Annotated in this window: 18 protein-coding genes and 1 riboswitch; of the genes, 9 read left to right on the top strand and 9 right to left on the bottom strand. The window is 43.7% G+C overall.

The features are described from left to right. Positions 1 to 2: 2 nt before the first annotated feature. The 3 genes from DESDE_RS06210 to DESDE_RS06200 all read right to left on the bottom strand — a co-directional run bounded on the left by DESDE_RS06210 (position 3) and on the right by DESDE_RS06200 (position 2,300). Positions 3 to 359, bottom strand: a complete 357-nt coding sequence (locus tag DESDE_RS06210; RefSeq protein WP_014793195.1) for a holo-ACP synthase — start codon at positions 357 to 359, stop codon at positions 3 to 5. Further along, positions 356 to 1,627: a histidine kinase gene (locus DESDE_RS06205; protein ID WP_014793194.1), complete on the bottom strand. Its 1,272-nt coding sequence runs from the start codon at positions 1,625 to 1,627 to the stop codon at positions 356 to 358. The genes DESDE_RS06210 and DESDE_RS06205 overlap by 4 nt, the downstream gene beginning before the upstream one ends. A 67-nt stretch (positions 1,628 to 1,694) precedes the next feature. Beyond that, positions 1,695 to 2,300, bottom strand: coding sequence for a GntR family transcriptional regulator (locus tag DESDE_RS06200; RefSeq protein ID WP_014793193.1), 606 nt, complete (start codon positions 2,298 to 2,300; stop codon positions 1,695 to 1,697). A gap of 175 nt (positions 2,301 to 2,475) precedes the next feature. Further along, a riboswitch (cyclic di-AMP (ydaO/yuaA leader) is annotated at positions 2,476 to 2,603 on the top strand. A gap of 107 nt (positions 2,604 to 2,710) precedes the next feature. On the opposite strand from DESDE_RS06200, the gene eam reads away from it, so the two are divergent. Next, positions 2,711 to 3,952, top strand: coding sequence for a glutamate 2,3-aminomutase (gene eam / locus DESDE_RS06195; RefSeq protein ID WP_014793192.1), 1,242 nt, complete (start codon positions 2,711 to 2,713; stop codon positions 3,950 to 3,952). Positions 3,953 to 4,021: 69 nt separating this feature from the next. After that, positions 4,022 to 4,213 carry a hypothetical protein gene (locus DESDE_RS06190; RefSeq protein ID WP_014793191.1) on the top strand — a complete coding sequence of 64 codons (192 nt, stop codon included), beginning with the start codon at positions 4,022 to 4,024 and terminating at the stop codon, positions 4,211 to 4,213. Between the two features lie 74 nt (positions 4,214 to 4,287). Here the strand turns inward: DESDE_RS06190 and mnmL are convergent, their stop codons facing one another. From mnmL to DESDE_RS22860, 4 genes are all read right to left on the bottom strand, one after another. Continuing rightward, positions 4,288 to 5,256: a tRNA modification radical SAM protein MnmL/YtqA gene (mnmL, locus tag DESDE_RS06185; RefSeq protein ID WP_014793190.1), complete on the bottom strand. Its 969-nt coding sequence runs from the start codon at positions 5,254 to 5,256 to the stop codon at positions 4,288 to 4,290. A gap of 38 nt (positions 5,257 to 5,294) precedes the next feature. Further along, positions 5,295 to 5,675 carry a VOC family protein gene (locus DESDE_RS06180; protein ID WP_014793189.1) on the bottom strand — a complete coding sequence of 127 codons (381 nt, stop codon included), beginning with the start codon at positions 5,673 to 5,675 and terminating at the stop codon, positions 5,295 to 5,297. Positions 5,676 to 5,721: 46 nt separating this feature from the next. Beyond that, positions 5,722 to 6,885, bottom strand: coding sequence for a DVU0298 family protein (locus DESDE_RS06175; RefSeq protein WP_019849789.1), 1,164 nt, complete (start codon positions 6,883 to 6,885; stop codon positions 5,722 to 5,724). A 132-nt stretch (positions 6,886 to 7,017) separates the two neighbouring features. Further along, a complete protein-coding gene (locus tag DESDE_RS22860) occupies positions 7,018 to 7,233 on the bottom strand; it encodes a tautomerase family protein (protein ID WP_014793187.1) in 216 nt (71 codons plus the stop codon). A gap of 266 nt (positions 7,234 to 7,499) precedes the next feature. Here DESDE_RS22860 and DESDE_RS06165 point away from each other — a divergent pair, with 266 nt between their 5' ends. After that, on the top strand, positions 7,500 to 7,688 hold the full coding sequence (locus tag DESDE_RS06165; protein ID WP_014793185.1) for a CooT family nickel-binding protein: 189 nt from the start codon (positions 7,500 to 7,502) through the stop codon (positions 7,686 to 7,688). Between the two features lie 5 nt (positions 7,689 to 7,693). Further along, entirely contained in the window at positions 7,694 to 8,311 is a 618-nt protein-coding gene (gene tsaA, locus DESDE_RS06160) for a tRNA (N6-threonylcarbamoyladenosine(37)-N6)-methyltransferase TrmO (RefSeq protein WP_041917352.1), read from the top strand. A 101-nt stretch (positions 8,312 to 8,412) separates the two neighbouring features. Here the strand turns inward: tsaA and DESDE_RS06155 are convergent, their stop codons facing one another. Together DESDE_RS06155 and DESDE_RS06150 are read right to left on the bottom strand one after the other, a co-directional pair. Continuing rightward, entirely contained in the window at positions 8,413 to 9,243 is an 831-nt protein-coding gene (locus DESDE_RS06155; protein ID WP_014793183.1) for a manganese catalase family protein, read from the bottom strand. A 146-nt stretch (positions 9,244 to 9,389) separates the two neighbouring features. Then, the gene (locus tag DESDE_RS06150; protein WP_014793182.1) at positions 9,390 to 11,366 is read right to left on the bottom strand and encodes a methyl-accepting chemotaxis protein; all 1,977 of its coding nucleotides are present in this window, start codon (positions 11,364 to 11,366) and stop codon (positions 9,390 to 9,392) included. Positions 11,367 to 11,674: 308 nt separating this feature from the next. Between DESDE_RS06150 and DESDE_RS06145 the strand changes: the two genes are divergently transcribed. The 5 genes from DESDE_RS06145 (at position 11,675) to DESDE_RS06125 (ending at position 19,376) form a co-directional block, all read left to right on the top strand. Then, complete coding sequence (locus tag DESDE_RS06145; RefSeq protein WP_014793181.1) at positions 11,675 to 13,768, top strand: glutamine synthetase III family protein; 2,094 nt, start codon at positions 11,675 to 11,677, stop codon at positions 13,766 to 13,768. Between the two features lie 158 nt (positions 13,769 to 13,926). Further along, positions 13,927 to 15,549, top strand: coding sequence for a sigma 54-interacting transcriptional regulator (locus DESDE_RS06140; RefSeq protein WP_014793180.1), 1,623 nt, complete (start codon positions 13,927 to 13,929; stop codon positions 15,547 to 15,549). Between the two features lie 249 nt (positions 15,550 to 15,798). Further along, positions 15,799 to 17,166: an amino acid permease gene (locus DESDE_RS06135; protein ID WP_014793179.1), complete on the top strand. Its 1,368-nt coding sequence runs from the start codon at positions 15,799 to 15,801 to the stop codon at positions 17,164 to 17,166. A gap of 119 nt (positions 17,167 to 17,285) precedes the next feature. After that, positions 17,286 to 18,674 (top strand): tryptophanase, encoded by a 1,389-nt coding sequence (locus tag DESDE_RS06130; RefSeq protein WP_014793178.1) that lies wholly within the window; start codon positions 17,286 to 17,288, stop codon positions 18,672 to 18,674. A gap of 321 nt (positions 18,675 to 18,995) precedes the next feature. Further along, positions 18,996 to 19,376, top strand: a complete 381-nt coding sequence (locus tag DESDE_RS06125) for a RidA family protein (protein WP_014793177.1) — start codon at positions 18,996 to 18,998, stop codon at positions 19,374 to 19,376. Positions 19,377 to 19,384: the final 8 nt, after the last annotated feature.

Raw genomic sequence — 19,384 nt, 5'->3', positions numbered from 1 at the left:
TCCTAAAAAAGTATGGCCATTCCTACAGCGTACTCTTTCTCGTGGGATAGGCTTATTCGGATCTGGGATCCTCCTCGTGTATGCAATACTATCTCAGCTTTTTCCGTAAGGAATACGATAGGTTCCCCCAAGTCATTGCTAAGGATTTCAATATCATGCCAGGATAGTCCTCTTAGTCCTGTTCCTAAAGCTTTAAGGACTGCTTCTTTACCCGCAAAACGCGCTGCCCAACTGGGTGCCGCTTTATGTTGTAAACTCTCAATCTCACGAGATGTAAACAATCGCTCCCGAAGTTTGGGTGTTCGCTCACAGGCTTTAGCAAAGCGCTGAATTTCTACGATATCGACTCCCGGGATCATAGCAGACCTCCATCTTCTATAGTCGTTAAGGGCAAATGCATGGTCACCGTCGTCCCTATATTAGGTTGACTCCGAATTTGTAAGCCATATTCTTCACCGTAATGTCCAATTAAACGTTCATGGACATTAGCCATACCCACTCCATTACCTGAGCCGACACCGGGCTTTAGCACTTCTTGCAAACGTTCCGGCTGTATTCCCACTCCATCATCTGCCACAATAATATAAAGTTCCTGACCTATTTGCTCCACTTTCACGGAAACGACTCCATTGCCGATTTTCTCCGTAATCCCATGTTTGACAGCGTTTTCCACAAGGGGTTGAATGCTTAAGCGTGGGACCAATGCATTCATGAGCTCTTCGGGAATCTCTCCTTTAAAATGGAGCTTACGCCCAAAGCGAGCTTTCTCGAGAATTAAATAGGTTTTTACAAAACTCATTTCCTCCCGCAGAGTGATCAAGCTGCCGTGGGATTTGAGGGCCTTACGGAAAAATTCCGCAAGATGAATCAACAACCGTCGCGAACGATTAGGGCTGGTACGGCTGGTGGCAATTATGGTATTGAGTACGTTGAAAAAGAAATGGGGATTGATTTGGGCCTGCAATGCATTCAACTGTGCTTCCGCAGCCAGTTTTGCTTGGTGGTCAAGCTCTGCTAGTTCGATTTGAATCCCCAGAAGCTCTGCCATCCCAATAGCTAAGCGAATAAGATCCGATGAAAGCTGTCCATCCTTTGTCTCATACAGTTTCATGGTTCCCACCACTTCACCCTGACACTTCAGAGGTACGATGACAGCCGCCGCTAGTGGACAATCACAGATGTTCTGTCTAGGGCAGTTCAGTTCTTTTTGAGTTCGTACTATCTTATAAACTCCGGATTGGATCACATCTCGTGTCGCCCGGGTAAGAATTTTATCTCCCGGATGATGCTGATCACATCCCACACCTAAATAGGCTAGTTGCTTTTCACGGTCCGTGATCGAAACAGCTGCGACCTGCCCGATCTCTTGAATGATTTTGGCGATGTATTCTGCATTTTGCTCATTAAGCCCTCGGCGTAAATAAGGAAGAGTCTGGTTAGCTATTTTGAAGCTTAGTTCCGCATTCCGCTCTGTAGCTTGCCGCGCAGCTTTTTTATATTCAAGATTTAGATGATACAAAAGAAAAAGTGTGTTGCCTATTAAAAATGGAATTAACAGCTTCATCTGGCTTGTTACTAAGACCAGCATTAATTCCACGCCAAGTATAACTAAGCTTTGAAAGATCATCTATCATCCCTCATGTCCTCTAGAATTCATAGAGTGTTTCGACAGATGGACGGTCACTTCCTGTATTCTAGCGAAGGATTTCCTGAAGTTTTTCTTTACCTTGTTCAGATCCTACCACCAGCAGGATATCTCCATCGTCCAGAACAAACTCAGCCCCTGGAGAAAATTGTTCAATACCCTCTCTAACTACAGCCACGACCGTCAAACCGGTTTTTTCCCTCAATTTTAAATCGCTTAAGGTTTTCCCTTTGGCACCGGAACCTTTGGCGATTTCAATTTCGGCTACATCCATCCAGCGGCTTGCCAAGCGATCCGTATAGTTTACAATTTTTGTGAGATGTGCGTCAATTTTTTGATCAATCTCACGCCTCTGCTCCATTAATTTCTTCAACTCATCAAAATAGACCTGAATCTCTGCTTTCTGATCAAAACCTCTCATAAACTTTTCCGCCATGCTTTTGGAGATCACCGTAATCCCTACCCCTTGACTTACCATGACTACACCCATGGTTTGGAGGATAGCAATAGAGCGCCGGATGGTCTCCGGAGATACATTATAACGACCCGCTAAAGTCGAGCGTCCATGTATTTTTTCCCCTTCGCGGTACTCTCCCATAACGATAGAATGAGCAATATCTATCGCAATTTCTTGATAACGTGCATTATATTCCATCGGGTTCCTCTCCTTGATCTATTTATAATAATTTTTTTAACTACATGAAATAATAAACTATAATTCCTTACAAATTAACTCTAGATAACATAAACATATGGTGCAAAAATTGTGTACAAAAAATACAATTGACTACTACCAACCCACATGATACTATTAAGTTGTTAGTTATGCAACTTTATATGGGCTTAATTTCCCAAGAGGAAAACGGGGGAACCAATTTAGGGGTGAATCGTTTCAAACGTAGAGCATGTTTCAGCTCGAACCCGTCAGCTAACCTCGTAAGCATTGAGACACATATGGGCGTAAACACCTGCTTATGTAGTAAGCTTTTCTTGGGAACCGTGACGGTTCTTTTTTGTTCTAAGGACTTATTCTTTTATATTCGCAAATAGAGGAGGGCAATCATTATGGCAGTAGAATTTCTCCCCCCTAACCCAAGACAGGCTTCACAAGCAAGGGCTTTGGAATTAAAACAAAAGGCTCAATCTTACAACAAGTGCAAGGAAACGATTCCCTGCGGTCTCGCTTTAAGCGAAGAATATAATGAAAACCGAGACTTTATACTGGATCAGTTAGATGCCGGCCTGGAGCATTGGCAGGATTGGAAGTGGCAGCTTAAGAACCGTATTCAGGATGCTGAGAACTTGAGTACCCTGCTTCCCCTGACCCCGAAGCAAAGACATGAAATCGACGAGGTGGGTAAAATCTATCGCTGGGCAGTTTCACCCTATTATTTAAGCCTTATCGATAAAGATGATCCTCGGGATCCCATCCGTCTACAAAGTCTCCCCTCTATGGAAGAGATCCTCGATGATTCCGGGGAAGTCGATCCTATGGGAGAAGAGTATACATCCCCTGCTCCGAGTATCACTCGTCGTTACCCAGATCGTCTCATAATTAATGTAACCAATCTGTGTGCTATGTATTGCAGGCACTGCCAACGCCGGCGGAATATCGGGGAAATTGACCTCCATGAAACCCGTGCTAATCTGGAGGCGGCTTTAGATTATGTACGCTCCAATCCAGAGATCCGGGACGTGCTGGTCACCGGTGGCGATGCACTCCTCCTCAGTGATCAAATGCTGGATTGGCTATTAGGAGAATTGCACGAAATTAAACATGTGGAAATCAAACGCATTGGCACCCGGGTCCCTGTCACTCTGCCCATGCGCATTACTGATGAGCTCTGTGCTGTTCTTGAAAAATACCCACCCCTTTATATCAATACTCAATTCAATCATCCCAAAGAGGTGACCGAGGAGACCAAGAAAGCTGCCGATCGCTTGATTAAAGCGGGAGTTATCTTGGGTAACCAAGCAGTTCTTCTCAAAGGAATCAATGACCGACCGGAGATTATGAAGCGCCTTAACCAAGAGCTACTGAAAATTCGCGTTCGTCCCTACTACATCTTCCATGCCAAAAATGTTAAGGGCACGAGCCACTTTATTCCCCGTATTCAAGACGGGTTAAAGATAATGGAAAACTTACGCGGCTACACCTCCGGTTTGGCCATTCCAACTTATATTATTAATGCCCCGGGAGGCGGTGGCAAAACCCCCATCCTACCACAGTACCTTATTTCCCTTAACGATGATGAAGCGGTAATAAGAACCTGGGAAGGTAAGGTTGTGCATTATCCTAATCATTAACTATCTTATGAGGTCGTTTCACTCTGAGTGAATGATAAACCCCAATAAATTATATAGGGAGGAATCGGTATGAAATCACAAAAACTAACCTCTGACCCAGTCTATCAGGCCATCCTCCAGACTCACACCAACAGCCTTAAACGCTATCTTTCCTTAGCTCCTACCCTTAAAACTCCTCCTCAACAGAATAAAAATGCGTCCAATCTGAACCGGTACTATCAATGCGTAGCGAGTCATTCCAGATCATTCGAGAAAGGTTAATACACTCATCCAAAGTCAAAAGTTTCTCCCTAAACTATATTTACGGCTAGCTCCTCTTTATTATTGAAATGGTGTTAGCCGTTTTTATTATCTCTCTTTTTCCCTTGCCATGTTCCCCTACTCTCCAGTTCCTGGTCGATAGCATTAAGAATTTCCCATTTTTTAAGACTCCAAAGGGGTGCTATCAAATCCTTTCGGGGAGCATCCCCGGTCAAGCGGTGAATGACCATCTGAGCGGGCAATCTTTCCAGAGTATCGCAAATTAGATGGACATACTCATCCTGTGAAAGCAAAGGAAAAGGGTTCTCCTCATAAATTTTAGCCAGGGGTGTCCCCCTTAACACATGCAAAAGATGCAGTTTAAGTCCCTGCACATCGAGTTTGGCTAAGGTTTGAGCTGAGCTAAGCATATCCTCAAGGGTTTCCCCCGGCAGCCCATAAATCAAATGAGCACAGACTCTTATCTTTCTTTGGCGGAGCTTATCTAAGCCTTGAAGAAAATCCTCAAAAGTGTGTCCTCTCCCCACCCATTCCATGGTCCGGTCATGAATGCTTTGCAGGCCTAACTCCACCCAGAGATACGTTCGTTGATTGAGCTCTTCTAGATAGTCCAGCACCTCGGCCGGTAGACAATCCGGACGAGTGGCAATGGACAGGCCTACCACTCCCTCCTCCGCCAAGGCTTGCTCATAGACTTCCTGCAAACGCTTCAGGGGAGCATAGGTATTGGTATAAGCTTGGAAATAGGCTAGATATTTGGCTCCGGACCATTTTCGGCTCATGACTTGCTTAATTTCACAGAATTGCTCATGAATAGATTTCTCTGCCTGACCGGCAAAGTCTCCTGAACCTCTCGCACTGCAATAAATACAGCCTCCTCGCCCTACTCGTCCATCCCGATTGGGACATGTAAACCCCGCATCAAGGGATACTTTAAACACCTTATCTCCGAAAACATCGCGCAAATGTTGATTTAAAGTGTAATAACGTTTATCTCCATTTTGCCAATTAAAATTTAGTTTTTCTTCCCTACCGCGATTCAACTTGGTATTGCCTCCTATTTCCTTAGTCGACCTTTTGATTATTCCTGAAATAGCTCCAGTTTCTCTCCAGAGGGGCCTCTAAAGAAAAAATTATAGCGTCCTCCCTCCATCTCACGAGGTTCTGCGTTAATACATTCCACATGGTGTTCCTTCAACCAAGCCACTGCCTGAAATATATCCTCTACTCGTAGAGCCAGGTGATTAACCACTCCATCTTCAAATTTCTTTTGGTCATTAATTTCAATCAGTTCAACAACAGTTTCCCCGCATTTCATGAAAATAAGCTCTACATCCCCTGGTTTAATCCGCTCAAGGAGTTCAAAGCCAAGCACCTCAGAATAAAAGGCTGCGGCCTGATCCATATTCATCGACTTGATCCCAATATGGGCTAAACCTTGAAACATTTTCTTCTCGCTCAATTCATTACCTCCAATATTCTTTTTGGGGCTGCCCCCCTATAGTACTCTATTTGTGGCGATGGGCTGCTTCCCAGTTTAGAAGTCGCACCTTATAATCAAGGCCACTGGCATAACCCACCAAATCTCCCTTTTTGCCCACCACCCGATGACAAGGCGTAATGATGGCCATGGGATTCTTATTATTTGCCAAGCCTACGGCCCGTGGTCCTTTAGGGTTGCCAACATTCTGAGCAATCTCACCATAACTGCAGGTTTCTCCATAGGGTATTCTGCGCAGCTCTTCCCATACTTTAAGTTGAAAATCAGTTCCTCTAGGGTCTAAGGGAAGAGCAAATTCTTGCCGGTCACCCGAAAAATACTCTTCCAATTGCTCCATAATTTTTTGATTAGGCAAGGCTCGGGGAATAATCAATGCTTTAGGTGCACGTTTCTGTGCCCAGGACCTTATTTCCGCTTCTTCTTTTTCCGGAGTTCCTAAACCTACCCAACAAAGGCCTTTCTGAGAGCTAGCCACACTGATATTCCAGGTAAAGTCTTCTTGTTCATATTCTCTGGCATGGAAGGTAAGAATCTCTTTTCCTAATAACTCAGAGATTGAAAAATGGTAATAGTTTCCCTCCAGGTAGATTTCAGCCACCTCTTTATCCTGAACAAGCACCTTGTGTAATTCTTCCCCAATCTCCCATCGTTCCTCGGCTAAGGGATAGGCTTTCATCAAAGTAAAAATCCAGACCGCTAACCCCCTTTGGCTGACATCCTGGGCTTTGAGAAATGGATACACCCTCTCTACCAAAGGATCCACCACTTCAGGAGCATTGATGGATAGATTAAGCAATCCCCAAAGAACTCCTTCCTGTAAGCTTTCATCTTCCAAAAGATTAGCATACATCCAGTTGAAGTGGCCACACTCCTTGGGGTTATGAGCCATGATACTGCCGATGGCCTCGGATGCATTCCAAGCGTTGCCACCGGATTCCTCATTTAAAGACCAAAAATAGCGACGTACCAACTCCACAGAAGAATCTTTCTTCTGTTTCTCCTCTAAAGCAGCGGCCACCCCCAGTGCTTCTACTGCACGCCAAAACCCCAGTCCATCCTTTATGTAAATCCTGTTCACTAAACTGCGGGTTGCTTTTTTATTACCTACAAGAACTAACTCTTCTAATTCCCGCCAATTTCGTTCAAGCAAAATTTCTTCCATCTTCTCCATAATCTCACCCACTTTTTCAATACTCGATCATTTTATTAATCATCCTCTAAAAGCAAGATTTTTTCAATAGCAAAATAAAGCTAGCGGGATTTCCGCTAGCTTTATAGCCCGTGCGAGGTTAAAAAACTCTTCTTAGTCTTTGATCTCTTTAACCTTATTCCAAAAATTTGATTCTACCAATACTTCTCCCCCGATACCAAAATTACTGTACTCATGCTCATCAAGAACAACAGTGAAGGAGGCCATTGGCAATCCTGTTGCTTGAGAAGCCGCTTGCGATATTCCATGAATTAGGCTTCGCTTTTGATCCATAGTAAGTACAGGACCATCAAAATGAATCATTGGCATAAAAATTACACCTCCAAAAGACTTCTTAAATACATCTATTAAACTTCCCGAATTGTAATCGAAACATGTAAAAATAAAGAAGGAAATTTTCAATGAATGGAGAATAACCATGGTAAAGGAATGGATTAATAAAGGCCATGGAGGTCTTGCCGTTACAATGGTATCTCCATGGCTTTTTGGCAACCTTTTGGCATCAAGATACACAGCTTTAAAGGATAGGGTTTCAAGACATTTTAAGGTATGTTTATTGAAAGGAGGGCTTGGCAATGTGTGAGGCAAATGCTTATTTAAAGGATGGCACCGAGGAAGTTCTGTTTATGGAATCAGTGGATATAATCGAGCCCCATGATGAAGGATTGAAGCTCGTTGATATTTATGGCAAGCAAAAATTTATAAGAGCGTGTATCAAAGATATGAATTTACTCAATCATCGCATTGTGCTTGAGAAAGGTTGATGTGTATGAGCATTGAATTGAAATCCATAGGGACCATCCACACCCCCTATATACCTTCCCTGCCGATTCCTCATCAGCCCATGAAGGACGCTCCCGGGGAGTTCTGGATTTCCCTGAACCCTGAATATGTAGAGGGATTGAGTGAGCTTTTATCCTATCGTTACATCACACTTCTTTTTTATCTTGACAAGGTATCTGATGAAAGCTTAAAGGTTAACCCGCCTATGGCCCCTGAACTAGAAGTCGGAGTCTTTGCCAGCCGCTCTCCCCGCCGTCCAAACCCCCTCGGCTTAAGTGTGGTAGAGCTTAAAGGTATCGAAGGAAATGAGATTATCATCTCCAGCATTGATGCCTATAATGGTACGCCCTTATTGGATATTAAACCCTATATTAAGTCCATCGATATAAAGGCCGATGCGAATGATGGCTGGTTAGATACCCTTCCCGACAAGGAGCATCTCCTGGCTCATTTTCTGGGGCTACCTCACGACCATACTCATGAACATCCCCACGACCATACTCATGAACATCCCCACGACCATACTCATGAGCATTCCCACGACCATACTCATGAGCATCCCCACGACCACACTCATGAACATCCCCACGACCATAAACATTAATCTGTGAGCATAACAATGCTCCCTGAGAATCAGGTTCACCTTTCTCAGGGAGCATCTTCGTATTGCGACACATACCAATTTTTCAAAAGGCACTAACCTTTCTAGTGCATCGGTTTTTCCTGTCCCGCTACATTAGGGGTAGGTTCCTTGGGCTGAGTATACTGTGGGTTATTCCGCCTGCTATCATCATACCCAGGTCCAATTTCCTCTTTGTTGTCTGCACCACGATCTTGACCATATGACGCTGGTCCACCGTACTTTTCATTAGGATTCTCTTCATATTGAATGCCATTACCTTGGTTCCATGGACCACGGGCATCTCCCATACCAGTAGATAGATTCATATACTTCTTCGTGAACTCGGTATCTCTGAAATTTGCATCTACCCCGGTTCCTTTAAGGGTTTCGATAGCTTGCAAAAAGGAGAAGTTATGAGCTTCTTCCCGACTAAGGAGGAATCGCACCATATCTTTTACCCCGGCGTCATCGGTTTGTTGAAGCAAACGCTCGTAGATAAGTTTCGCCCGTAGTTCCGCCGAGGCATTGGAAGCCAGATCCGTATAAAGATCACCAGTGGTCTCAATATAACTTGCGTTCCAGGGAATTCCCATAGCGTTAGTTAAGATAGGACCACCTGTTAAGATTGCCATGTGTATCGCAGGAAAATCACGAGACACTTCATCAGTTGGGCCAAGAAGCATGGCGATACATTCTCCAACCATTTCAAAGTGGCTCAGTTCTTCCGCAGCAATATCTTGTAACATATCCCGAATTTTCGGATCGTTACAGCCAACTGCTTGAGAGAAATATTGCATCGCCGCTTTCAATTCTCCATGGGGCCCACCGAACTGCTCAAGCAAAAGATTGGCAAATCGAGGATCGGGGCGATCAACACGGACAGTGTATTCCATATCTTTGATATGTTTAAACATAGTGATACCCTCCTTAATTTGGCTATAAGTAGTCAAATTTATTATCCTCAAAAAGGAAAAAACTATACAAACAAAAAATGCCCAACAGACATTTATCTGTTGGGCTATATCTTTTTTAGAATATCAACTTAATCTTTCCGTATTAATCAAATTTTGAACCGAGCAACCTCTAGACTCAATTTTCCGGCTAGCTGCTCAAGCTCTTCTGCAGTTTTTGCTACACTACTAAAGGCGCTGGCCGTTTGCTCCATGGATGCACTGACTTCTTCAGATGCGGCAGATGTTTCCTCGGTTACTGCAGAGATGCTCTGAATCACATCCACCACTTGATTTGAATCCATGGTCATTTCCTGAATCAAAGCCGTCGTATGGGTGATTTTTTCTCTAATAGTATCCATCGCTTGCGATATTTCAGCAAAAGATTGATTAACATCCTCCACGGATTGCACCGTGGCTTCGGAGTGATTCCTCACTTCTTTCATCACGCCCACCGCATGAGAACTCTCCCGTTGAATGTCTTCCACAATTCCTTGAATACCTTGTACTGATTGGGCAGATTGCTCAGCAAGCTTACGTATCTCATCCGCCACCACGGAGAATCCTCGACCAGCCTCTCCAGCCCGAGCAGCCTCGATGGAAGCATTTAAAGCTAAAAGATTGGTTTGCTCCGCAATACTTGTAATGGCAGAAAGAATACTACCAATAGCTTGGGATTTACCGTCAAGGTTACGGATCACTTCATTGATCTGATCGACAGCTAATCTGCTTTCTTCCGTTTTCACACGTAAATGCTCAACCGAATGCAAACCCCGCTCATTGGCCTCTTTAGCACCAACTGAGGAGTTTACCATTTCCGCCGAGTTTACCTCTAGAGCTTGAATTTTTGTAGCAAGTGCCGTAACCATTTGGGTACCCTTTTCTGCTTGAACCGCTTGATCGGAAGCACCGCCGGCAATCTGGGCCGCTGTAGCATTGACCTCTTCACTGGATGCCATCGTCTCCTCTGCACTGGCCGCTAATTCCTCGGCGGAAGTGTTCATCTCTTCAGCAATATATTTAATATTTCCCATTAGTCCGGCCAACTGAATGACCATTTGATTTAGGGTATTGGTCAAGGCACCGGTTTCATCTCGCGATAGGGTCTTGGCCCGAACTGTAAAATCTCCGGAACCAATTTTCTCACTATATACAAGCAGATCTTTAATAGCTTTAGTAAATCCATGGGTAGTGAACATCCCAAAAGCTATGGCTAATGCAGCAAAAATCGCACAATAGATGATGGTGTTTTTTAAAATTTGGGAGACTGCTTCATCAATCTCGTTATATCCTAATACGCCGATGAATTTCCACTGGGTTTTGGGATAGGTAGCAAAGATACCGAATTTCTCTTCTCCATCATATGTATAATCCACGATTCCATGTTCTTGGGCTACAGCTGCCCTTAGCTTTTCCACGGGAACCTCTTCCCCGATCAAGGTAGTGTCAGGGTGGGTCATAACTTTGCCGCTTTGATCCAGGAGGAAAATATAACCCTGGCGACCTATTTTCATGTCTCCAACTAAAGCACTCAAAGTATCGAGCGCAATATCAACACCCACCACCCCTACGACTTCCTTTGTCAATGGATCTTGGACAGGTTTTGTTGCAGAAATCACTAATTTCTTCGTCCTTGTATCTACATAAGGCTCCGTCCAAATAACCTCTCCACTGCTTACTGCTCGTTGATACCACTCCGTAGCCGTCGGATCAAAGCCTGGAGGCACTTCTGCCGCAGGGTACATAATCATGCTTTTACTCTTTGTTCCCAAATAAACATTCAATATATCAACATTAGTCTCTTTATAAATTTGGAAATTTTTCAAAGCCTCCACGGTATCTCCCTGCAATGCAGCAATCAGGGTATCTTCTTCCTTACCCAGTCGCTTAAGATTTTGTTCATACCCTTCGAGATACAATGTCGTGGAATCTTGTATGCGCTGCATCGATTGTTCCGCTGCATTCTTAAGTTCATTTTCCAATGCATCATTCGCACTTTTGTAGCTAAAAAAGCCCAATAAAGCTGTAGGGATCAGGGATGCAAATAGTATGACTGCAGTTACCTTTTGCCTAATCGAGAAAACCATTCTTTTACTCCTTTCAGATACACCGCTAAATTCTTCTTTTTTTCAACAAATTATACATATTATTAAACAAATTGACAATATATGTCGGAATTAAAAGAAAACATTTTTATTTGCTCGTTCAATTGCTCAAAAAAACCTTTCACAAATGCTTTTTATCGCCTATTTTTATCTTGTGTTTTACAACAGGATATGCTATTTTTATCAGTAAGGCATTTTCGAGAGCTAAGACGCTCAGTAGAGATTTTCTTGCGCAAGAAAATCCAATGGGGGTCTTTTTCCTTTTAGTCATAATAAGGAGAGGATAAGAGATGGATTTCTTCGGTAAAAATGTATTTAATGACGCGGTGATGCGTGAAAGATTACCCAAAAACACATATAAGGCACTCCACAAAACTATTGATGAAGGCCTTCCTCTGCAACTAGAAGTGGCCGAAGTAGTAGCTAACGCTATGAAGGATTGGGCTATCGAAAATGGGGCAACCCATTATACTCACTGGTTCCAGCCTATGACCGGTTTTACCGCGGAAAAGCACGACTCTTTTATCTCCCCAACTCATGACGGTAAAGTAATTATGGAGTTTTCCGGTAAAGAGTTGATTAAAGGCGAGCCCGATGCTTCTTCCTTTCCCAATGGCGGGATTCGATCTACTTTTGAAGCCAGAGGATATACTGCCTGGGATTGTACTTCGCCGGCCTTTTTACGAGAGGATGCAGGCAAGGTTATCCTCTGTATTCCTACGGCCTTCTGCTCCTACACCGGAGAAGCCTTAGATAAAAAAACCCCTCTCCTCCGCTCCATGGAAACCATATCTAAACAAGCTCTTCGTATCCTTCGCTTATTCGGCAACACCACAGCCAAACGGGTTACTCCCACAGTTGGCGCGGAACAAGAGTACTTTCTCATCGAAAAAAAATACCATCAAAAGCGTTTAGACCTTATGCTTACAGGTCGCACTTTATTCGGTGTCCTTCCTCCCAAAGGTCAAGAAATGGAAGACCATTATTTTGGAATCATCAATGAGCGCGTTACTGCTTTTATGCAAGAAGTCAATATTGAACTCTGGAAGCTGGGTGTCTTGGCAAAAACCCAACATAAAGAAGCGGCTCCCGGTCAATATGAGATTGCACCTATATTTACCAGCACGAATATTGCTACAGACCATAACCAAATTGTCATGGATACTTTGCACAAAGTAGCAAACCGCCATGGCCTGGCATGCCTTCTTCACGAAAAGCCTTTTGCCGGCGTCAATGGATCAGGCAAACACAACAATTGGTCTTTATGCACGGATGAAGGGGTCAATCTGCTGGAGCCCGGTAAGACACCCCATGAAAACGCACAATTCTTAACCTTTATTTGTGCAGTCATAAAAGCCGTGGACGAATATGCTGCCCTTTTGAGAGCATCTGCAGCTAACCCTGGTAATGACCATCGTCTAGGAGCCAATGAAGCACCTCCCGCCATTATTTCCATTTTCCTTGGTGATGAATTATCCGACATTATAGAACAGCTTAAAAATGGCAAACCCAACTCGTCCAAACAAGGTGGCGAATTGACCATTGGAGTATCAACCCTTCCTTCCCTGCCCAAGGATTCTACAGACCGCAACCGGACCTCTCCCTTTGCCTTCACTGGCAATAAATTTGAATTCCGTATGGTTCCTTCTTCCCTTTCCATTGCTGATCCTAATGTAGTGATCAATACCATTGTGGCTGAAGTCCTCACCCAAATGGCAAATCGCCTGGAAAAAGCCAAAGATTTCCACGGAGAGCTTCAAGCTATCCTTCAGGAAATCGCCATCCAGCACTCCCGTGTAATCTTCGATGGCAATGGTTACTCTGAAGACTGGGTTAAAGAGGCAGCAAGGCGGGGCCTGCCGAATCTGTCTTCCACAGCGGAGGCCATCTCAGCACTAATCAGCGAAAAAACTACTGAGCTCTTTAAGAATCATGGCGTCTTCAGTGCAACGGAACTCCACTCCCGCTATGAAATATATCTAGAGCAATACTCCAAAACCATTAATATTGAAGCCCTGACTATGGTGGATGTAGCGAAGCGCCAAATCCTCCCAGCTGTCATGCGCTATTCCACAGAGCTGGCCAATTCTATTAATACCATCCGCACAGCGGACCCGGAAGCGGATGTGCTGGCCCAAAGATCTTTGCTCAACGAACTCTCTCCTTTGCTTAAAGAACTGAGCCTTAAAACCAAAGCTCTCCAAGATGCCACCTCTACAGCAAAACATCTTCACGGAGACGCTTATAAGCAGGGTATCTATTATCGTGATGTGGTCTTTAAAGCCATGCAAGAACTGCGCCAGGTGGCCGATAAACTGGAAGTACTTGTAGACTACGACATGTGGCCCTTGCCTTCCTATACTAAAATGCTCTTTAGGCTATAATAAACCATTATTATAGCATCCTCATCCGGCTAGCACGATTGCTAGCTTTTTTCTTCTTGGGCAGTCTCTAGGAGGATTCAAATGTTAATGCTATAATTATAGTAACAAGTTAAAAGCATTCACTTTAATCACAAATAGACGTTCGAGAGGGTGACAGCATGGAATCCCAAGAATTAATTGTACGGATTGATTTTGTCGATCGCCCCGGTCTTGGTTACGACATATTTCAACGCTTTGAAACTCATAACACTGATAAAATCGGAATGGAAGTCACACATGGTCACCAAATGATGATTAAGTTTCGTTGTTCTAATCAGGAGGAATCGGAGACTCTTATTCAGGATCTTCTTACTGTTCAAGGTGTCGTATCAGTGAAGCTTGCTAATTATATGCCTTACGAAAAGCGGGAGCAGGAACTAAAAACAATTCTCGACTTAGTAAGCGAAGGAATCATTGCCATCAATACGAACCATAAAGTGACTCATATTAATGAGGTTGCGGCACGTATCTTTTATACAACTCCGGAAAAGGCTTTAAACCAGGATGCAGAGTTTTTGTTTGAAGCGAATGCCCCGATTTTCGAAACCTTAAAAACTGGAATCCCTTACAGCTTAAAAGAGCGCAAAATCCGGAGAAATCAGAGACTTATACATTTTTTGACCAGCGGTGTTCCCATTCTTAATAAAAGGGGACAGATCATTGGCGGGGTTATGACCATCAAGGATTTTCGCCAGGTGGAAGAACTCCTCTCCAAAGTTGAACGTAAACCTCAATCTATAACCTTTGATAATATCATCTATGAGAGCCGACGTATGAGAGATCTCATTGAGACCGCTAAAACAGTGGCCCGCGGGACCTCCACCATACTTCTTAGAGGAGAAAGCGGCACAGGGAAAGAACTGTTCGCCAAAGCAATTCATGCCGAGAGTCCACGCTCCCAACAAGCCTTTATCCCTATAAATTGTGCTGCTTTGCCGGATACCTTATTGGAGAGCGAACTCTTTGGTTACGAGGAGGGTGCTTTTACCGGAGCGACTAAAGGAGGGAAGAAAGGGCTTTTCGAGCAGGCCCACGGGGGCACACTTTTCCTTGATGAGATCGGTGATATCACTCCTCAGGTCCAGGTACGCTTGCTCAGAGTATTACAGGAAGGAACGGTTCGCCGGATCGGAAGTTCGAAAGAAATCCCTGTGGATGTACGAATCATCGCAGCTACTCACCGCAATCTCGAAGCGTTGATTGATGAGGACCAATTTAGAGAAGATCTTTATTATCGCCTCAATGTGATTCCCTTGCATATTCCATCACTACGGGAGAGACCTGAAGATATCCCTTTGATTGCCCAAACCCTCACCCGAAAGATTGCTAAAAAGCTCGATAAATCTGAAGTGTATCTTACAAAGGAAAGTACAGACTTGCTCATGGCCCAAAAATGGCCCGGAAATGTTCGGCAACTAGAGAATCTTCTGGAAAGAATTATCAATTTGAATTCCAGCTCTGAGATCAAGCCTAGTTCCTTCTATGAATGGGCTGATCTCGCTCCAGCAGTTCCTATCACTAAACCCGAAAGCACAGCCCATCAACTTATAGTCCCTATTACAGAACCTTGGCCTCCTCTTAAGGAAATAGTCGCTCAAGTGGAACGTGAAGTCCTGCTTAAAGTACTGGCAAAACATCCTTCCTCACGCAAGGCAGGTAAAATACTTGGAGTTTCCAATACAACAATTTTAAATAAAATGAATTCCTATGGACTTGGCAAAATCGATGAACCCGAGGGATGATTTAATGGGATAAGCGGAGTTATGCAAAAGTTTTTTACCATGTGATAAGAAAAATTGTCAATTTTTCTTATCACATTTTATTTTATACTTGTTTTTTAGTTTTACCTCTTCTAAGTTAAATGGATAGCTACCCCTAAAATATAAGAAAATCACCTAAAATATTTAATAATTTTACAATTATTTTGGCATGGGATTTGCATTATCATAAAGTACGCACTATTCAATTACATTATCGGAAGGAGAAATTTTATGAGCAACCAAGAAAACGGTATGCACCGCGGTCTAAAAAACCGGCATATCCAAATGATCGCTCTAGGAGGAGCGATTGGCACAGGTCTTTTTTACGGATCTGCTGCAACGATTGAGCTGGCCGGTCCCGCAATCACATTTTCCTATCTTATTGGTGGATTAGTTATCTTTTTCATCATGAGAATGTTAGGGGAAATGGCCGTTGATGAACCTGTTTCCGGATCGTTTAGTCACTTTGCCTATAAGTATTGGGGGGAATTTCCCGGATTTCTTTCAGGGTGGAATTATTGGTTTAATTATATCGTCGTAAGTATGGCCGAATTGACTGCTGTCGGGATCTATGTGAATTTCTGGTTCCCTGATATTCCTCACTGGGTAACTGCGTTGATATGTCTGGTCTTCATTACTCTGCTTAATCTTATTAGTGTCGGTACCTTTGGTGAATTTGAATTCTGGTTTGCGATTGTCAAAGTCGTGGCAATTATCGGCATGATTGTCTTCGGGTTATTTCTTATCTTCTCCGGAATCAACGGTGAAGCTACAGGATTTGATAATCTTTGGATTCACGGCGGGTTTATTCCCAATGGCATGATTGGTATTTTGTTCTCTTTGGTACCTGTCATGTTCAGCTTTGGCGGAATTGAGCTCATCGGCATTACGGCCGGTGAAGCTGATAACCCCAAAAAATCCATTCCTAAAGCCATCAACCAAGTTATGTGGAGAATTCTTATCTTCTATGTGGGAGCCTTATCTGTCCTGATGGTCATCTATCCCTGGAATCAAGTAGGTGCAGATGGAAGTCCCTTTGTTATGATCTTCTCTAAAATCGGAATTCCCGCAGCTGCAACCATTCTCAATGTCGTTGTTCTAACCGCTGCTCTTTCCGTGTACAACAGCGGCGTCTACAGCAATGGACGCATGCTGTACAGTCTGGCTATGCAAGGAAATGCTCCGAAGATTTTTGGCAAATTAAACAAACGAGGTGTCCCTGTGGCAGGAGTACTGGTCTCTTCCGGAATTACCTTAGTCGCTGTTATACTCAACTTCCTGTTGCCTGGGAAAATTTTTATGTATCTCATGGCCGTGGCGATCATTGCGGCAGTTATTACCTGGACTACGATTATTATCGTAAACCTTAAGTTCCGCAAAGCAAAAATCGCTCAAGGTGAAGGAGCAGCTATTGAATTTAAGACCCCCTTCCATCCTTACACAAACTATTTCTGCGCCGTCTTCCTTGTGATGATTGTCATCCTTATGGCCTTTACCGAAAGCATGAAAATGGCCGTGTTTGTTCTTCCCGTCTGGTTGCTCATCCTCTGGATTAGCTTCAAAATCAAAAAATCAAGAGAAATCAAACAAAAAGCTTAACGTTGGCATAAATCTTGCATAAAACTAAACTTGAACTTTGTCCCAACTACTCTACCAAATACCGTCCGCTCATCATTTTGATAACCGGGGTATAAATAAACAAAATGGAGGTATTTGTTATGGCTATCAAGTATGTACCCGAACCCTTTCGCATCAAGGTGGTAGAACCCTTGCGGATGCTTACCCACGAAGAAAGAGAGGTAAAAATCGCCGAGGCTAAGTACAATCTTTTCAACCTAAAAGGCGAGGATTGCTACATCGATTTGCTGACTGACTCCGGAACCAATGCCATGAGCCAGGAGCAGTGGGCTGGTGTGATGAGAGGTGACGAGGCCTATGCAGGGGCTTCCAGCTACTTTAAACTCATGGAAGCGGGCAAGGATATTTTTGGCTTTGGCTTTATCCAACCTGTTCACCAAGGTCGTGCGGCAGAGAAAGTTGTATTCCCCTTATTGCTCAGCGAAGGCAAATTTGCAATTTCCAACATGTTTTTTGATACCACTCGCGCTCATGTCATCTTGTCTGGTGCCAGACCCATTGACTGCGTAGTGGCGGAAGCAAAAGATCCATCAAAACGCGCTCCATTTAAAGGGAATATGGACATTGCTAAGATGGAAGAAGTCATCAAAGAAAAGGGTCCGGAAAACATTGGTTTGGTTGTCATGACCATCACCAACAACTCTGCTGGTGGACAACCAGTTTCCATGAAAAATCTTCGTGAAGTTTCTGTTTTAGCTAAAAAATATGGTATTCCTATGTGCATCGACGCAGCTCGCTATGCGGAAAATGCTCACTTCATTAAACGAGATGAGCCAGAATACAAGGATGTATCCATTAAAGATATTGTTCGCGAAATGTTCAGCTATGGCGATCTATTCACTATGTCGGCTAAGAAAGACACTATCGTCAATATGGGCGGTCTTCTTGGTGTTAAAGATGCCGATTCGCCGCTAGTTTTAAAAATCAAAGCTAATTGCATTAGTTATGAAGGCTTCTTCACTTATGGCGGTCTTGCCGGTCGTGATATGGAAGCATTGGCAATCGGTCTCTACGAAGGAATCGATGAAAACTATCTCCGTTACCGGATTGGTCAAATGGAATACCTGGCAGCTCGCTTAGATGATGCAGGTATTGCCTATCAGTCCCCTGTCGGCGGCCACGGCGTATTTGTTGATGCTGCTGCGATGTTCCCCCATATTCCTTACAATGAGTATCCTGGTCAGGTTCTTTGCGTGGAGCTTTATAAAGAAGCCGGCATTCGGACTTGTGATATTGGTTCCTATATGCTGGGCAACGACCCGGATACCGGAGAACAATTAAAGGCCGACTTTGAATTCAGTCGCCTTGCCATTCCACGCCGCGTTTACACCCAAGCCCATCTTGACATTATGGCTGATGCCTTGATAGCAATTAAAGAACGGGCTCACACTATTAAGCGCGGATATAAAATCACTTGGGAACCCCCCATTCTCCGCCATTTCCAAGCATCACTGGCACCCATCGAGTAATATTACTGGGCGGAAGCTTCAACAAAGTTCAATCATAAATTAAACTTCGTAGTATTGGAAGCCCGGAACCCCATTGCAAATAGGGCTCCGGGCTTCCCTCGTTTTCATTGACAAGCCAGTGATGCATGATAATTCATGTCATCTTGATGAAGATATTTAATCGAATAGTACTAAAAATATAATTCTATTTTTATAGAGGTATTCACATATTGATAAGCAAAACAGAAGACGTTTACACCCGATCAGTGTTATAATAAAACCATAATCCGATTAGTTTACTTAGAATTCGCTTCGATGAACATTTGAACAGGAGGTTGCTTTATGTCCATTAATGTTTTACATACCGACAAGGCTCCTGCAGCCATCGGTCCTTATTCTCAAGGAATCAAAGCAGGAAATTTGGTATTTACTTCGGGGCAATTACCTATCAATCCCGCCACCGGTGAATTAGAAAATGATATCCGTAAAGCGACCCAACAATCCTTGGAAAATGTAAAGAACATTTTAGAAAGTGCCGGAACTTCCATGGATAAAGTCGTCAAAGTCGGAGTCTTTCTGAGAGATATGAACGATTTTGCCGCCATGAATGAGGTGTACGGAACCTTCTTTACAACAAATCCACCTGCTCGTTCAGCAATACAAGTCGCCAGGCTTCCCAAGGATGCCATCGTTGAGATTGAAGCCATCGCTTTAGCCGAGTAAAACAGGAA

It is taken from the genome of Desulfitobacterium dehalogenans ATCC 51507 (assembly GCF_000243155.2).
Taxonomy (GTDB): Bacteria; Bacillota; Desulfitobacteriia; order Desulfitobacteriales; family Desulfitobacteriaceae; genus Desulfitobacterium; species Desulfitobacterium dehalogenans.
The sequence above is the reverse complement of the archived record's forward strand: the minus strand, read 5'-3'. Positions and strand labels throughout refer to the sequence as shown.

Bases quoted from the DNA above. Each gene is read 5' to 3' on its own strand.
- eam (WP_014793192.1), top strand. From the start codon at position 2,711: ATGGCAGTAGAATTTCTCCCCCCTAACCCAAGACAGGCTTCACAAGCA.
- DESDE_RS06140 (WP_014793180.1), top strand. From the start codon at position 13,927: ATGGAATCCCAAGAATTAATTGTACGGATTGATTTTGTCGATCGCCCC.
- DESDE_RS22860 (WP_014793187.1), bottom strand. From the start codon at position 7,233: ATGCCAATGATTCATTTTGATGGTCCTGTACTTACTATGGATCAAAAG.
- DESDE_RS06150 (WP_014793182.1), bottom strand. From the start codon at position 11,366: ATGGTTTTCTCGATTAGGCAAAAGGTAACTGCAGTCATACTATTTGCA.
- DESDE_RS06205 (WP_014793194.1), bottom strand. From the start codon at position 1,627: ATGATCTTTCAAAGCTTAGTTATACTTGGCGTGGAATTAATGCTGGTC.
- DESDE_RS06210 (WP_014793195.1), bottom strand. From the start codon at position 359: ATGATCCCGGGAGTCGATATCGTAGAAATTCAGCGCTTTGCTAAAGCC.
- DESDE_RS06130 (WP_014793178.1), top strand. From the start codon at position 17,286: ATGGCTATCAAGTATGTACCCGAACCCTTTCGCATCAAGGTGGTAGAA.
- DESDE_RS06155 (WP_014793183.1), bottom strand. From the start codon at position 9,243: ATGTTTAAACATATCAAAGATATGGAATACACTGTCCGTGTTGATCGC.
- DESDE_RS06165 (WP_014793185.1), top strand. From the start codon at position 7,500: ATGTGTGAGGCAAATGCTTATTTAAAGGATGGCACCGAGGAAGTTCTG.
- DESDE_RS06190 (WP_014793191.1), top strand. From the start codon at position 4,022: ATGAAATCACAAAAACTAACCTCTGACCCAGTCTATCAGGCCATCCTC.
- DESDE_RS06175 (WP_019849789.1), bottom strand. From the start codon at position 6,885: ATGGAGAAGATGGAAGAAATTTTGCTTGAACGAAATTGGCGGGAATTA.
- DESDE_RS06200 (WP_014793193.1), bottom strand. From the start codon at position 2,300: ATGGAATATAATGCACGTTATCAAGAAATTGCGATAGATATTGCTCAT.
- DESDE_RS06145 (WP_014793181.1), top strand. From the start codon at position 11,675: ATGGATTTCTTCGGTAAAAATGTATTTAATGACGCGGTGATGCGTGAA.
- DESDE_RS06125 (WP_014793177.1), top strand. From the start codon at position 18,996: ATGTCCATTAATGTTTTACATACCGACAAGGCTCCTGCAGCCATCGGT.
- tsaA (WP_041917352.1), top strand. From the start codon at position 7,694: ATGAGCATTGAATTGAAATCCATAGGGACCATCCACACCCCCTATATA.
- DESDE_RS06135 (WP_014793179.1), top strand. From the start codon at position 15,799: ATGAGCAACCAAGAAAACGGTATGCACCGCGGTCTAAAAAACCGGCAT.